This window comes from Streptomyces sp. ME02-8801-2C (assembly GCF_033793965.1).
Classification (GTDB): Bacteria; Actinomycetota; Actinomycetes; order Streptomycetales; family Streptomycetaceae; genus Streptomyces.
On record NZ_JARAXP010000003.1, the window covers coordinates 712,216 to 725,761 of the forward strand.

General features: G+C 72.2%; 13 protein-coding genes and 1 pseudogene. 3 read left to right on the forward strand and 11 right to left on the reverse strand.

Annotated features, from left to right (window positions below; translation table 11 throughout):
• Positions 1 to 76: 76 nt before the first annotated feature.
• Genes PV396_RS12175 through PV396_RS12185 form a run of 3 tightly spaced genes read left to right on the forward strand, consistent with a single transcriptional unit; the run spans position 77 to position 2,894 of the window.
• Positions 77 to 1,258, forward strand: a complete 1,182-nt coding sequence (locus PV396_RS12175) for an acetyl-CoA C-acyltransferase (protein ID WP_319203546.1) — start codon at positions 77 to 79, stop codon at positions 1,256 to 1,258.
• Positions 1,255 to 2,031: an enoyl-CoA hydratase/isomerase family protein gene (locus PV396_RS12180; RefSeq protein WP_319203548.1), complete on the forward strand. Its 777-nt coding sequence runs from the start codon at positions 1,255 to 1,257 to the stop codon at positions 2,029 to 2,031. Before PV396_RS12175 ends, PV396_RS12180 begins: the two co-directional genes overlap by 4 nt.
• Entirely contained in the window at positions 2,028 to 2,894 is an 867-nt protein-coding gene (locus PV396_RS12185) for a 3-hydroxyacyl-CoA dehydrogenase family protein (RefSeq protein WP_319203550.1), read from the forward strand. Before PV396_RS12180 ends, PV396_RS12185 begins: the two co-directional genes overlap by 4 nt.
• Positions 2,895 to 2,912: 18 nt before the next feature.
• Here the strand turns inward: PV396_RS12185 and PV396_RS12190 are convergent, their stop codons facing one another.
• The 11 genes and pseudogenes from PV396_RS12190 to PV396_RS12235 all read right to left on the reverse strand — a co-directional run bounded on the left by PV396_RS12190 (position 2,913) and on the right by PV396_RS12235 (position 11,516).
• Positions 2,913 to 3,434: an NADase-type glycan-binding domain-containing protein gene (locus PV396_RS12190; protein ID WP_319203552.1), complete on the reverse strand. Its 522-nt coding sequence runs from the start codon at positions 3,432 to 3,434 to the stop codon at positions 2,913 to 2,915.
• A gap of 108 nt (positions 3,435 to 3,542) precedes the next feature.
• A pseudogene (locus tag PV396_RS45090) lies at positions 3,543 to 3,779 on the reverse strand (zinc ribbon domain-containing protein); the annotation flags it as partial.
• Positions 3,780 to 4,263: 484 nt separating this feature from the next.
• The gene (locus PV396_RS12195; protein WP_319203554.1) at positions 4,264 to 4,587 is read right to left on the reverse strand and encodes a hypothetical protein; all 324 of its coding nucleotides are present in this window, start codon (positions 4,585 to 4,587) and stop codon (positions 4,264 to 4,266) included.
• A gap of 80 nt (positions 4,588 to 4,667) precedes the next feature.
• Complete coding sequence (locus PV396_RS12200) at positions 4,668 to 5,231, reverse strand: phage tail protein (RefSeq protein ID WP_319203556.1); 564 nt, start codon at positions 5,229 to 5,231, stop codon at positions 4,668 to 4,670.
• On the reverse strand, positions 5,228 to 7,198 hold the full coding sequence (locus PV396_RS12205; RefSeq protein ID WP_319203559.1) for a putative baseplate assembly protein: 1,971 nt from the start codon (positions 7,196 to 7,198) through the stop codon (positions 5,228 to 5,230). Before PV396_RS12205 ends, PV396_RS12200 begins: the two co-directional genes overlap by 4 nt.
• Positions 7,198 to 7,620 carry a GPW/gp25 family protein gene (locus tag PV396_RS12210; protein ID WP_319203561.1) on the reverse strand — a complete coding sequence of 141 codons (423 nt, stop codon included), beginning with the start codon at positions 7,618 to 7,620 and terminating at the stop codon, positions 7,198 to 7,200. The genes PV396_RS12205 and PV396_RS12210 overlap by 1 nt, the downstream gene beginning before the upstream one ends.
• A gap of 46 nt (positions 7,621 to 7,666) precedes the next feature.
• Entirely contained in the window at positions 7,667 to 7,984 is a 318-nt protein-coding gene (locus PV396_RS12215) for a PAAR domain-containing protein (protein WP_319203564.1), read from the reverse strand.
• A 66-nt stretch (positions 7,985 to 8,050) separates the two neighbouring features.
• Positions 8,051 to 9,883, reverse strand: a complete 1,833-nt coding sequence (locus PV396_RS12220) for a VgrG-related protein (protein WP_319203567.1) — start codon at positions 9,881 to 9,883, stop codon at positions 8,051 to 8,053.
• Between the two features lie 42 nt (positions 9,884 to 9,925).
• Positions 9,926 to 10,648, reverse strand: a complete 723-nt coding sequence (locus PV396_RS12225) for a LysM peptidoglycan-binding domain-containing protein (RefSeq protein WP_319203569.1) — start codon at positions 10,646 to 10,648, stop codon at positions 9,926 to 9,928.
• An 85-nt stretch (positions 10,649 to 10,733) separates the two neighbouring features.
• Entirely contained in the window at positions 10,734 to 11,159 is a 426-nt protein-coding gene (locus PV396_RS12230) for a phage tail protein (RefSeq protein WP_319203572.1), read from the reverse strand.
• A gap of 48 nt (positions 11,160 to 11,207) precedes the next feature.
• Positions 11,208 to 11,516 carry a hypothetical protein gene (locus tag PV396_RS12235; RefSeq protein WP_319203574.1) on the reverse strand — a complete coding sequence of 103 codons (309 nt, stop codon included), beginning with the start codon at positions 11,514 to 11,516 and terminating at the stop codon, positions 11,208 to 11,210.
• Positions 11,517 to 13,546: the final 2,030 nt, after the last annotated feature.

A 13,546-nucleotide genomic window follows, 5' to 3' on the forward strand; every position in this document is an offset into this window, starting at 1 on the left:
GTTTCGCCGCCCTCATGTCTGGGCGCCCGCCACCCGTCCACCGACCGAACGTCCGGCCCAACCGAGGAGCACACCGATGTCCGACGACGTCTACCTGATCGACGGAGCCCGTACCCCGCAGGGCCGTTACGGCGGGGCGCTGGCCTCCGTGCGCCCCGACGACCTGGCCGCGCTCGTCGTCGGCGAGGCCGTGCGCCGCGCCGGAGTACCGGCCGACGCCGTGGACGAGGTGATCCTCGGCGCCGCGAACCAGGCCGGCGAGGACAACCGGGACGTCGCGCGGATGGCCGTACTGCTGGCCGGACTTCCGCACACCGTGCCCGGGTACACCGTCAACCGGCTGTGCGCCTCGGGGCTTACGGCCGTCGCCTCGGCAGCGCAGTCGATACGTGGGGGCGAGGCCGACGTGGTCGTGGCCGGCGGGGTCGAGTCGATGACCCGTGCGCCGTGGGTGATGGCCAAGCCGGGCACACCCTGGGCGCGGCCCGGCGACGTCCACGACACCTCGCTCGGCTGGCGCTTCACCAACCCGCGCCTGCCCGCGACCACGACCGTGTCCATGGGCGAGACCGCGGAGAACCTCGCCGCCCTGGACGGCATCAGCCGTCTGGACTCGGACGCCTTCGCCCTGCGCAGCCACCGACGGGCGGTGGCCGCGCGGACGGCGGGCCGCTTCACGGCGGAGATCGTCCCCGTGCCGGTCGCGGGCGGTGAGGTGAGCGAGGACGAGGGGCCGCGCCCGACGACCACGTTGGAGCAGCTGAGCGGCCTGCGTACCGTCTTCCGCCAGGGCGGCATCGTCACCGCGGGCAACTCCTCACCGCTGTCCGACGGGGGTGCCGCCCTCGTGGTGGCGAGCGGACGGGCGGTGGTGCGCTACGGACTGACTCCCCGGGCCCGGGTCGTGACCGCCGCCTCGGCCGGGGTCGAGCCCCACCTGATGGGGCTCGGTCCCGTGCCGGCCACCACCACGGCCCTGGAACGGGCGCGCTGGAGCGCCGAGGACCTCGACGCGATCGAGCTCAACGAGGCCTTCGCCGCCCAGGCTTTGGCGGTCGTAGGACGGCTGAGACTCGACCCCGAGCGCGTCAACGCCGACGGTGGAGGCATCGCCCTCGGTCACCCGCTGGGCTGCTCCGGCGCCCGAATCCTCCTCACCCTGTTGGGCCGACTGGAACGGGAGGGCGGCCGACGGGGCCTCGCGACCCTCTGCGTCGGAGTCGGACAGGGCGTGGCGATGCTCGTGGAGCGGGTGTGAGCCCGCGCGGGAACGCGTCGTACGAGACGACGTCGTACGAGACGCTGACGGTCGAGGAGCGTGCCGACCGGGTGGTTGTCACCCTGCGCAGACCGGCCGCACGCAATGCCATCAACGGCCGGATGATCACCGAACTGCACCGGGTGTGCGAGGAGTTGGAGCGCACCCCGAGACTTCTGCTGCTCACCGGGCACGGCGGGGTCTTCGCCGGCGGGGCCGACATCGGTGAACTTCGGCGGCGCGGGCGGGACGAGGCGCTGGCGGGGATCAACAGCCGCCTGTTCGAGCGGGTACGCGGGCTGCCGCTGCCCACCGTGGCCGCCGTGCCCGGGTGGGCGTTGGGCGGGGGCGCCGAGCTGGCGTACGCCTGCGACCTCAGGATCGCCGGGACGGACGCGGTTTTCGGCAACCCCGAACCGGGCCTCGGCATCCTCGCCGCCGCCGGTGCGTGCTGGCGGCTGCGCGAGCTGGTGGGTGAGTCGGTGGCCAAGCAGGTTCTGCTTGCCGGACGCGTGCTCGACGCCCCCGCCGCGCTCGCCTGCGGGCTGGTCCTGGACGTCGTACCGGCGGACCGGCTGGTCGAGGAGGCGCATGCGCTGCTCGACCGGATGGCCCGCTCCTCGATGCTCGCGCTGCGGCTCACGAAGCTGGTCACAGACGCCGACGGGGCGCATCCACTGGCCGACGATCTCGCCCAGGCGGTGCTGTTCGAGAGTCCGGACAAGGAGGAGCGCATGACGCGTTTCCTGGAGAAGAAGGGAGGCCGGGCATGACCTCGGCAGCAGCACCACCCGCCGTGGTGGGAGTCATCGGCGGGGGTCGGATGGGCGCCGGTATCGCCCAGTCCTTCGCCGCCGCCGGGTCGCGGGTGGTCGTGGTGGAGCGCGACGGAGCCACGGCGGCAGCGGCAATGGAGCGGGTCACCAAGGGACTTCGGCAGGCGGCCGAGCGCGGAACGCTCGCCGGGCGGACTGATTTCGCGGTGCCGGACCTGGTGACCGTCGTCTCCTCGGTCACCCAACTGCCCCAGCACACGGACCTGGTCGTCGAAGCCGTCTTCGAAGACGCGGTTCTCAAGGGCGAGTTGCTCGCCGCCGCCGAGGATGTGGTGCACGACGGATGTGTGCTGGCCAGCAACACGAGCGCCCTGTCCGTCACCGAACTCGCGGCGGCCCTGAGGCGTCCCGGGCGGTTTCTGGGGATGCACTTCTTCAATCCCGTGCCCGTGTCCGCCCTCGTCGAGCTGGTTCTGGCGCCCGACACCGATGCGGCGACGCTGGCCGCCGCGGTCCGCTGGACGCACGCCCTCGGCAAACAGGACGTCGTCGTCAAGGACTCGCCCGGGTTCGCCAGCAGCCGCCTTGGCCTCGCCCTCGGTCTTGAGGCGATCCGCATGGTCGAGGAAGGCGTCGCCGACCCGGAGGCCATCGACACGGCCATGCGCCTCGGCTACCGGCACCCCATGGGCCCGCTGCGCCTCACCGACGTCGTGGGACTCGACGTACGACTCGCCATCGCCGAGCACCTGCACGCCACGCTCGGCGAGCGGTTCGCTCCGCCGCGCCTGCTGCGGGAGAAGGTCGCTCGCGGAGAGTTGGGCCGCAAGACCGGTCAGGGGTTCTACCGGTGGCAGTGAGCGAGAGCCCTGCGGCCCTCAGGATCGTTTGAAGAACTCCACCTCCGCCACGGCCAGTTGACGGCCCTGGGTGAGGCCCACCGGGGATTTGAGGGTGAGGCGGACTGTTTTCACGTCGCTGACGGCGGTGGGGAAGGTCTGGGGGCCAGGCTTGTCGTTGAGAGTCAGCTTCTTGGTCTGCTTTTCGCCGGAGGCGGTTGTCGTCTCGAGGTCCACCTCCAGAGCTCTGGCCTGGGGGGCGTACTCCTTCGGGGTGGCGCCCGCGCCATTGGTGATGATGACGTCCACCAGACGGAAGGGGGCGCGGAAGGTGTACGTGATCGAGGCGCCGGGGGACTTCGCCCCCCAGTAGCTGTTGCTCACTCCGTCCGACGTGTTCGCCGCCGGATGGTCGCGGGTTTCCGTGGTCGCCTTGATGTCCACCGGGGTGATGGGGATGGCCTTGCCCAGTTTGTCCCTGGTGTCCTCGAACAGGGCTCGGCCTGCGGGGAGGAAGAAGAAGGCTGCGGCGCACAGGGCGAGCACGACGGCAAGGATCACCAGGAGGCGCGTTCCCCGGCCTGAACTGGCTCGTACTCGGCGGGGGCGGAAGGGCCATACCGTTCGCCACCACGGGAGGGCTGCGGGGCGGGCGGTCGCCGTCAGCTCGGCCGCACAGCGGCGGCAGAAGCGGCGACCAGGGGGGTTGGGGGTGCCGCAGTTGGGACAGGGAGGGCCGGTCACCTCGTCCTGGGCCGGTACGGGGCGGAGCGTGGGGCGGGGGGCGGCTGCCTTTGCGGGGAGTACGGGCTGGATCGGGGCGGGGGGATCGGGCTCGGAGGTGGGCGTGGGGGTGGGGGTGGAGGTGGGGGTTCGCGGACCTGGGGCGCTGAGGGTGGGGCGCACGGGAGGTGGTGCCTGCGGGGGTTGTGCGGTGGGGGCAGGGGGTGCGGGAGTGGTGGGGGGTGTCGGTTCGGCGGGGGTGGGTGTCGTACTCCGCTCCGTGGCCCCGCCTCGGGTACGGCCCGTCAGGCGGGCGCGCAATGACGAGGTGCGGGGCGGAGTGACGGAGGTGGAGGTGGGGTCCTCTGCGGCCGGCGCCGGCGGCGGTGAGGCCGGTTCAGGGGACGGTGGTGTCGCGGGCGCCGGGGGTGTGGTCCGGGTCGGCGTCTGCGGGGTCGCTTCCCGGGACGGCTCCTCCGGATTCGGCGCGCTCGAGTCCGTCGTACTCGGAACGGGGGTGCGCGAAGCGGCAGTTCTCGAGGCGGGGGTGCTGGACGCCGGAGAACTGGAGGCCTGGGAGCTGAAGGGAAGTGCACTGGACGCCGGGCCGCTGGACGCTGAGGTACGCGAAGGTGAGCCACTCGAACCTGGGCCGCCCGACCGCGGCTCACTCGAAGCAGGGGTATCCGAACCCGACGTGCTCGGCCCCGACGTCCCTGAAGTCTGCGCCCCCGAACCCGAAGAACCCGAGGCCGACGTGTCCGGGTCCGCCGATCCCGATCCCGCGGACCCCGAGCTCGACGCATCCGAAGCCGCCGAACCCGAACCCGCGGACCCCGAGCCCGACGCATCCGAACCCGCCGAACCCGAACCCGCGGACCCCGAGCCTGAAGAACCCGAACCCGACGAACCCGAACCCGGAGACCCCGAACTCAACGCATCCGAGGTCGGCGACCCCGACCCGGAACCCCGTTCCGTACTCTCCGACCACCCCAGATACGCCCCGCAGTTGCCGCAGAAGTCATCCGTGGCCCCGTTGGACGCCCCGCACACGGGACACGCGCGCACGGGTCACCTCCCTTCGTCGGTGGGCGGGCCGGGGAGGATTTCCACCCGGCAGTTGGTGTGGACCGGACACATGGCCCGGACGATCGCGTGGACCCTGGCGGGGTCGATGTTCGCGTTCCCGTCCTGCCGGACGCGGACCAGGGGACCGTCCGCCGAGGCGGGCGGGAGGTCGGCGCCGGGGGACGACGACCAGGCCGCGCCACCGTCGCCGGTGACCTCCGCGTGGACGCCGAGGGTGAGTCGCAGGGCCTCGACGAGCCCACGTGCCGTACCGCGCCACCGGTGCAGTTCGACCGCGCGGGCGACCGCTTCCCGACGTAGGGCGAGCGGCCAGCGAGGGTCGTCCTCGGCGCCCACCCAGGACGCCAGCCAGACCACGAAGTCGCTGGGGGCGACCCGTGGATCGAAGTAGGCGGGGAGGTTGTCGAGGGTCGCGAAGACGGGGGCGAGGACGGTGTCGAGGCCCGAGGTGAAGCGCTGTGCGAAGTCGTCGTCGGCGTAGAGGGCGGGCAGTTGCCCGCCGATCGGGTACCGGCTCGGCAGGCCGGGGACGGCGGCGCGGGTCATCCGCCGACCCCCGGCTCCGACGCCGTCACGACCACCTGGTGCTGGTACGAGAACACCAGCGCCCCCGCCCCCACGTCGATCCGGTCCGTCGGGGTCCCACGTCGTCCGGTGATCGGGTCGGCCGCGAACAGCCGCACGTCCTCCACCAGCACATTGCCCGTTGCCTGTTGGAGGACGCCGAAGATCTCGCCGTACTGGACGGGCCGCCCGAACGGCCAGCCGGTGCCGTCGGGGCCGCCGGTCAGCGGGTTGAGGTACCGGAACAGGGCGTCGAGGGCCGACTCGCGGACCCGGTCGGTGTCCGACGCGGGCGCCGCGAACCGGGCCACCACCGTGACCCCCTGGTACACCGGCGGTTCCACCACCAACCGGGTGCCGATCAGGCGCCGCTCGTCGAGGGTCGTCGTGATCGCCGTCAACACCTGTTCGGAGGGGATGAGTTGCTCGAAGCGGAGCCGGTCGTCCCCCTCGTCGGCCACGGCGTCGGGCACGACCAGCACCCGTACCGCACCCGCTTCCCCGCCCGCCGGCAGGCAGCGCACGCGGCGTACCGAGGGTGCCGCCTGGCGGGCCAGGATCTCGTAGTCCTCGGCGGTCACCGCGCGTTCCTGCATGCGCAGCACTTCGGGCGCCCGGAGTTTCGCGTTGTCGATGGTCTCGCCCGCCACTCCGCCGCGTGCCGCCTCGCGGTTGATGACGCGTGCGACGTACGGAACGGAGCTGCGCAGGACGGAGATCGCGCCCCGGGCGACGTTCCCCGCCGGGCCACCACCCGTGCGGTAGCGCGCCACCCTGATCTGCGCCCCCTTGGACGGCACGGCGCCGCACTGGCGCAGGGTCCCGTCCGGTTCGCGGAGCGCGGGGGGAAACGTGAACTCGCCGGTGGTGGCGTCGACGCGGACGTGCCGGTCGTCGGGGCCGGAGCGGCCGAAGTGGTCGACCACGTCCCAGCGTTGCCAGCCGTCGGCCGAGGACACCTCCACGTCGGGCGGGTCGCCGTCGAGAAGTACGGGCGGTCGAGGGAGCCGGAACGACTGTCCCGCGACCCCCTCCGAGGTGCCGAGCGGCACATCGAGAACCGTCTCCGCGTGCTCGACGGTCATCGTGCCGCCGACGGTGAACACCTGTGCCTCGCGGACAGTCGGCGACTCGGAGTAGAAGGGCTGCCCGGGCTCGGGCTCCGTGACCCGGCACCGCAGCCAGCCCGCCCGTGTGCCGCCGATGACCGAGGCCGTGTGGCCTGCGGGGACGTGGAGGACCACCTCACCGGGGCGGTTGAGGCCGCCCGTGGTGTCGGAACCGGTCTCGCACTCCTGCCAACGCGCCCCGTCCCAGGCCTCCCAGACCAGCGGAGGCTGGCGCGGGTCCACGCCGATGCCCTCGACGCGGCTGTCCAGGTTGACGGCGACTATGCAGCGGGGGACGGCGGTCGGGAGGCCGAACAGCAGGGCGTCGCCCGGTTCCGGCGTCTGCTGGAAGGCGGGTACGTCGCCGCCCTCGTCGAGGGTGCGGGTCCGGTCGGTCTGCTCCCCGGTCCGGGGAGCCGTGACCAGACGGATCAACTCGCTTGGCACGATGGGGAGTTCGTGGGCGGTCGTGAAGACCACGGCGTCGTCGTCGGTGAAGGTCTCGCCGAGTGCCGTGGTCACCTCGGTGCCGGGGGGCAGGGTGACCGTGTCGGGCTGCGGGGCCGAGAGCCAGAAGTCGACCTCGGCGCCGGCGGCCGTCGGCGGGAAGAGCCGGATGTCCAACAGGTCCAGGAAAGCTGTGTAGTTCTTGTCCGGGACCCGGTTCAGCCGGTACAGCAACTGGTCCACGAGATACGCGAACGTCTCGATCAGGGTGACGCCCGGGTCGGAGACGTTGTGGTCGGTCCACTCGGGCGCGCGCTGCTGGACGTACCGCTTCGCCTCGTCGACGAGTTGCTGGAAACGCCGGTCGTCCAGGTTCGGGGAGGGCAGGGCCATCAGTCGGCGACCATTTCCTCGGCCCCCTCCTCGGAGGGGATCGTGTAGAAGGGAAAGACCAGGTTGCGCCGGTCGTTGGTGGAACGCACCGTGTAGTGCACGTCGATGTAGAGGGTCCCGGCCTCGACGGCGTCGTAGGCCACCACCACGTCCTCGACGGCGATGCGCGGTTCCCAGCGTTCCAGGGCCTCGCGGACCTGCTGGGCGATACGGCCGGCGGTGGCGCCGTCGCCGGGAGCGAAGACGTACTCGTGGATGCCACAGCCGAACTCGGGGCGCATGGGGCGTTCACCGGGCGCCGTGCCGAGGACCAGCCGGATCGCCTCCTCCAGCTCCCGGTCCTTCTCGACCATGGCGATGCCGCCGGTCGGGCCGACGCGCAGAGGGAAGGCCCAACCCCGGCCTATGAAGCGCTCGTTCACGACCCGTCTCCGTTCAGCACGTCCCGACGAACAGCACGATCGGGCATCACACGCCTCCGATCAGGACATTGGGTGCGCCGCTGACGATCATCGCCCCGCACGCCGTCTGGTCCCTGGCCCGCGCCGCCGGAAGTCCGCCGATGAGCACGACGCCCGAGGTGAGCCCGGCCGGGTTCGGCATGACCACGTTCGCGGGGCCCAACGCCAGGTGCGGCGGCATCGCGCAGGTGTGCACGCTCCCGATGACAGCGGCCGGCCGACCGCCGATGAGCACGGTCATCACGGCCCTCGCGGCAGCGGGCGGCGGTGTCGCGATCACTCCGCCGTGGTTGGTGGGGTCACCGGTGCGGGCTGCGGCAGGCATGTCACTCTCCTTGGGTACACACGCGACGTGCGCGCGGATTACGCGTGAAGTACACGCCGTACAGGGTCAGTTGATCCGGATCAGCTTGGCCTTGAGGACGCCGAGCAGCCCGCCGTCGACGGTGACGTTCGCCTTGCCCTTCACATTCACGTTCTGTCCGTCCACGCCCACGTTCCGCCCGCCGATCTTCACGTCGACCCGCCCCTGGATGTCCACGTTGCGCCCGGACACGCTCACGTCCCCGCGCCCGGCGTCGAGGGTGATGCCCTTCGTGTCGAGGACGACGGACGTCAACTGCCGTTTCCCGCGCGCGTAGACGGTCAGCTCGATCCGGTCGCGGCGGTCGTCGAGGAAGACCTCGAGCCGCTCGTCGGCGGTCCGCAGTCTGAGCCCGGACGGGCCCGGCGCCCGCGCGTCGAGCAGTTCGACCCGATGTCCCGAACGGGACACCACGGAACGCCGGTTGACCTTTCCGGTCGTCCCGTCGACGAGCGGGACGTCGTGCGGGGAGGGCTGGTCCACGCCGTTGTAGAGGCCCCCGATGACGTACGGGCTGTCCAGCAGCCCCTGTTCGAAGCCGACGAGCACCTCGTCGTTGACCTCGGGGCTCACCACCCCGCCGCCGCCCTTGCCGCCCCACTGCACGGTCCGTACCCAGTCGGTGACGTAAGTGTCGTCCAGCCAGGGGAACTTGAGCTTGACGGCGCCTCGCTGGCCGCCCGCCGGATCGCGCACGTCGGTGACGACCCCGATGGCGAGCCCGGGCATGCGCGGGCCGCGCGAGGGCGCGTTGGCGCCGGTGACCAGACCGGTGAGGGAGCGGTCGGGGCTGGCACTGACCCAGACCGTCGTACGGTAGCCGCCGTGCGGTTCGAGGACGTGCTGGACGGCGGTGGCCGTGTACTTCCCGGAGAACGCCTTGCCGACGTTGCCGAGCGCGACCGGTTTGCCCGCCCGCAGGAGTGGGTTGCCCTCGGCGACCACCTCCAACTCGGCGAAACCGGCGCTCACCTGGTCGGCGACGGCGTCGGCAACTGCCTTCGTCTCGGCGGCGGTTCGGTACGGGGTGTCGGTGACCGTCAGCTTCGACTTGCCGAACCTCGCGGCCAACTGCGCTGCCAGGCCCGGCAGTACGGTGTCGCTGACGACCGACGGCTTCGGGGACACCAGGGGTTTCTTGTTGGTGACGTCCCAGCCCCGCACCTCCACCTGGGCCGCGCCGTCGGCGGCCGACAGCGCGGCCCGCAGCGAGAGCAGGTTGCGGCCGTACTCCAGGACCATCGGGTCACGGACGGCCGATGTGGTCGGGGCCGGTGCGCCGGACGCCTTCTTCGGCTTGGTGAACTGGAGCAACCCCTTGTCGTCCACGCGGACTTGGGCTCCGCTCTCCCCGGCCAGGAACTGCAGGAAGTCCCAGTCGGAGACGTTCGCCTGGGAGAGCTGCTTGTAGGTGATCGGCGCGGCGTCGACCGTGCCGCAGGGCAGCCCGGCACCGGCGGCGACCTTGCGGACGATCGCCGACGCCGTCATGTTCCGGTACGCCACGACCTTGCGGCCCCGCTGGAGGCGGTGCGCCTTGGAATAGGCGCGGACGACGGTGAAGGAGCCGGTACGGTCCCGGTCGATCTCCAGGGCCGTCACCTCGCCGTTGAACAACCGCTCACGGGCCTGCCCGGAGACGGTCACGACCGACACCCGCAGAGGGGTGCCGATGGTGATGCCGGTCGCCGCGAGGAACTCGTGGTCGGGGTCGCGGAAGGTGATGACGGCCGCGTCCGGCAGGCCCACGTTCTCGTCGACGACACAACTCACCACCTGCGCGGCCCAGATGGGCGGCAGTTCGCCGGGCGTCTCGATGACGGGGTCGGCGGCGAAGGCCCGCCCACTGCGCTCAGCCACGACGCCCCCAAGAACCCGAAGAAGACCCTTCCACCGTCGCCCTCACCACTGTTCCTCCTCCGCCCCCGAGTCCCGCAGCCCCGGCACCACCAGTTCGGTGCCGGGTACGAGGGCCATCGGGTCGTCGATCCCGTTCGCCTCCGCGATGGCCCGCCAGGCCGTCGCGTCGCCGTACTCCCGCCAGGCCAGCATGGCGAGGCTGTCGCCCGCGACCACGGTGTGGGTGCTGCGGGCGGTACGCGCGCCGGACGTCGGGTTCTGGCCCGCCGGGTCGACGGTTGCCTCCTCGATCGTGAGCGAGCAGGTGGCCCGCAGGGGCCTGCCGTCCACGTCGAACAGCGTGTACGACACCGACAGGCTCGACAGCACCCCGTCGAACGACGTCGTGCGTGCCGTTCCCCACTCGAACCGCACCCACGGGCTCGCGGGCTTCTTGCGGCCCAGGCTGGTCGGGGTCGGCACGCAGGCCTTCATCAGCTTCTCCACCGCCTGCTCCACTGAGTTGTCGTGGGTGGCGGTGGCGTCCAGGAACACCTCGAGGCTGAGCGTGCGCGGGCCGCTGCCGACGAACTCGGGCAGCGCGGACTGGCCGGCCATCCGGGACGGGGTGCGCCGCCACTCGGTCGACTTGCTCAGTTGCAGGGTCGAGGGGTTGAACTGGAGGTCGAGGCGCGCGATCGTCCCACCGGGCTTCGCGCCGACGGACGGCGGCGGTTCTTTCAGCGTCAACTGGGCCCTGACGCGGCTGGAGCGGGCTGGCGACATGCCGGGACCTCCTTTCCTTCTAGCCTTGAGGCCGGTCTTTCCTGCGGTCGGTCTTTTTCTTGCGGTCTGTGCGGCGACGGTCGGTTCAGGAGGGCCGCAGCCCCTGGTGGGCGATCTCCAGCGTCTCCACCGCCGCCGACGAGTCCGCCGGGTCGAAGGACGGGCCCTGCCAGCGCACCGGCACGATCCCGAAGACCTGCCAGCTGATGATCTGGCTCAGGTCGGGCCGCAGCGCCACGATCTCGCCGTCCTTCGGCTCCACCCGCCGCAGCGTCTCGTCCAACCAGCGGGCGATCTTCGCCGTGTCGGCGGTGACCGGCCGGGTCAGCGTGATGTTCGACCAGGTCACCCGGCCCGGCAACTGCCAGGTGAAGTCGTTGTTGCCGCCCTCGGCGTACGTCTCCATCTCGACCTCGGCGCCCATCCCCGAGCAGGTGTGGAACGCGCCCAGGTCGTTGCCGCCGATCGCGAGCCGGAAGTACACGCTCGTCGCGAAAATGCTGTCGGTCATCGGTCTGTCATCCGTCCGTCTTTCCCGTCATCCGTTCTGTCCCGTGGCTCAGCGGCGGCCGTCGTAGGGGCGCCCCGTACGGTCCCGGCCGCGCCGCAGCTCGGTCCGCAGCAACCGGGACACCGGGTCGAGCAGCCGCCGCGCCAGGTCGTCCAGATCCGGGTCCGGCGGAGTGCCGTCCTTGCCGCTCTCGGACGCCCTGGCCGTCTTCACCTCCGGCTTCCGCTGTACGTCGGCCCGGTGCGGCGTGGCCCGTGGCGTCAGCGTGTCGCGCTGGACCGGCGTCCTGTCGGTCGCGGGCCGCGCGACCACGGGTACGGCCGGCACGGGCGCCGGGGCGGCCGGCGCCTGCTCCACCTGCGGCGCGGTCGCGGGCAGGGGCCGCGCGGGAACGATCCTCGGGGGTGTCTCCTGGCGGGGAGGAGCGGGTTGGACCAGCGGGACGCGCTGAACTGGGCTGTGTGGGGCTGGAGTTGCTGCCGCGGGGTGTGGGGTCGGGGCCCGTTGGACGTACGACGCCGAGGGGCCCGGTTCCGGTCGTGCGGGCGGTGGCGGCGGGGTGCCCTGCGAGAGGGAGCCCTGACCGGCGGGCCAGCGTGCCGCCACCACCGGTCGACGGCTCGATGCCGGGGCAGCGGACGGCGCCATGCCCTGCGCGGTACCGGTGCTGAGGGTCAGGGGGCGGGCGGGGAGCAGCGGGAGAGCGCGGGGTGAGCGGGTCGGGGCGGGATCAGCAACAACCCTGTTGATGGCCCGGCCGCCGGCCAACGGGCCTACGGGGTCTGCGGATCGACGCCGAGCGGAGCCGACACCTGGACTGGCATCCACCGCCCGGGCCACGACCACCGGGGTCGGTGCGCCCGGCGCCTGGGGTCGTCGACGTACGCTGGCAGCCTGGTCCGGAGAACGCCGCGAGCCGGGCTCCGTAACGTCCCGGGTACGTTCCTCCTGCGAACGGGAACCAACACCCTCAGCCGATGCCCGGGCCACGACCAGCGGCCCAGGCGTCCCCACTCCACCGGAATCGGCACCACCCGCAACCGGGACGACAACCGGCCCCTGCGACGGGGACGGCTCGGGCCCCGGCCCGCCCCCAGCGACATCCCGAGGACCCGTCGACCCGCCCGGAGACGACTGCGGACCACGTCCGACTGCTTCACCAGCGGTGCGAGCAGCACCAGTTGAGGCTTGAGACCGCCGCGAACCGGTACCGGAATCACCCCCCGCGCCCTCGGCCAAGGACCGGGCCACGACCACCGGTCCCGGCGCCCCCGGCCCACCGGAAACCGCACCGCCCGCAGCCGGAACGACGACCGGCCCCTGGGACGGCGACCGCCCGGCTCCCGAGCCGCCCCCAGCGACATCCCGGGCCCCGGCGGATCCCCGAGGCGCCTGCTGCCCAGAACCAGCGCCCTCAGCATCAGGCTTCACAGCACCAGTGGCACCCTGAGCCGGCCGTGAACCCTGCCCCGACTCGTCTCCTGGTCCCTCAGCCAAGGCCCGAGCGACAACCACCGGCCCCGGAACCCCCTGCGGACCGGAGTCGGCCCCGGCCGGGGTGACCACTACCGATCCCATGTCGCCCGACCCCGGATCCCCGGAACCCTGCTCCCCCTGACGGCTGGCCCCCTCAACCACCCTCCGCTGCACACCAGTTGGCTCCTGGGACCGCTCACTCCCTGAACGCGAACCGGGATCCTCCCCCGACTCCCGAGCGACAACCGGCGCCCCATCGGTCCCGGTACGAGGCTCCCCCGCGCCCGCTCCCGCCGACGCCGAGGTCCGCAACGGCACCACCAACGGCGCTGTGGCCGACGCCTTTTGCCCCTCCTCGACGGACCCCACCAGACTGCGTTGAACCGGGCCGGCCGCAGCCCCCAACAACGGTGAGTCACCCGGCCCTACCGACGCCTCAGGCCCCGAACGCCGCTGAGGACGACTCCCCGGCAACTCGGCGCTGGCGGGCAACGCCGACATCGGCGCTCCCAGCCCGCCCCGGGCACGAGCACCGGAATCCCCGCGTGACACCGAGGAGTTGCCCGGCTTACCGGGATCCACCCTCCTCGGAGCACCGTCACTGGAACCCTCGCCCCCACCATCCACCTGACGCTGCACGACAGGCAACGCCGGACCAGCCGCAGGCGCAGCCGCAACGTCGAACGTGGAGTCACTCGGCGCCAACGGCCGTGCCGTGGCGGGCAGTTCACCGAGAGGCGCTCCGAGGGGACTCTCCTCACGAGAAGCCGCGCGCTGCACGGGAACATCGGGACGTGCCGGTGCCTCGGATTCCGAGCCGGATGCGACGGTCGGTCGTACCGCGCTCACCCGTCGCACGGGCCCCACCGGACGGCGGGCCACGGTCAGCGAGGGCCCTGCCGGGCGGGTCC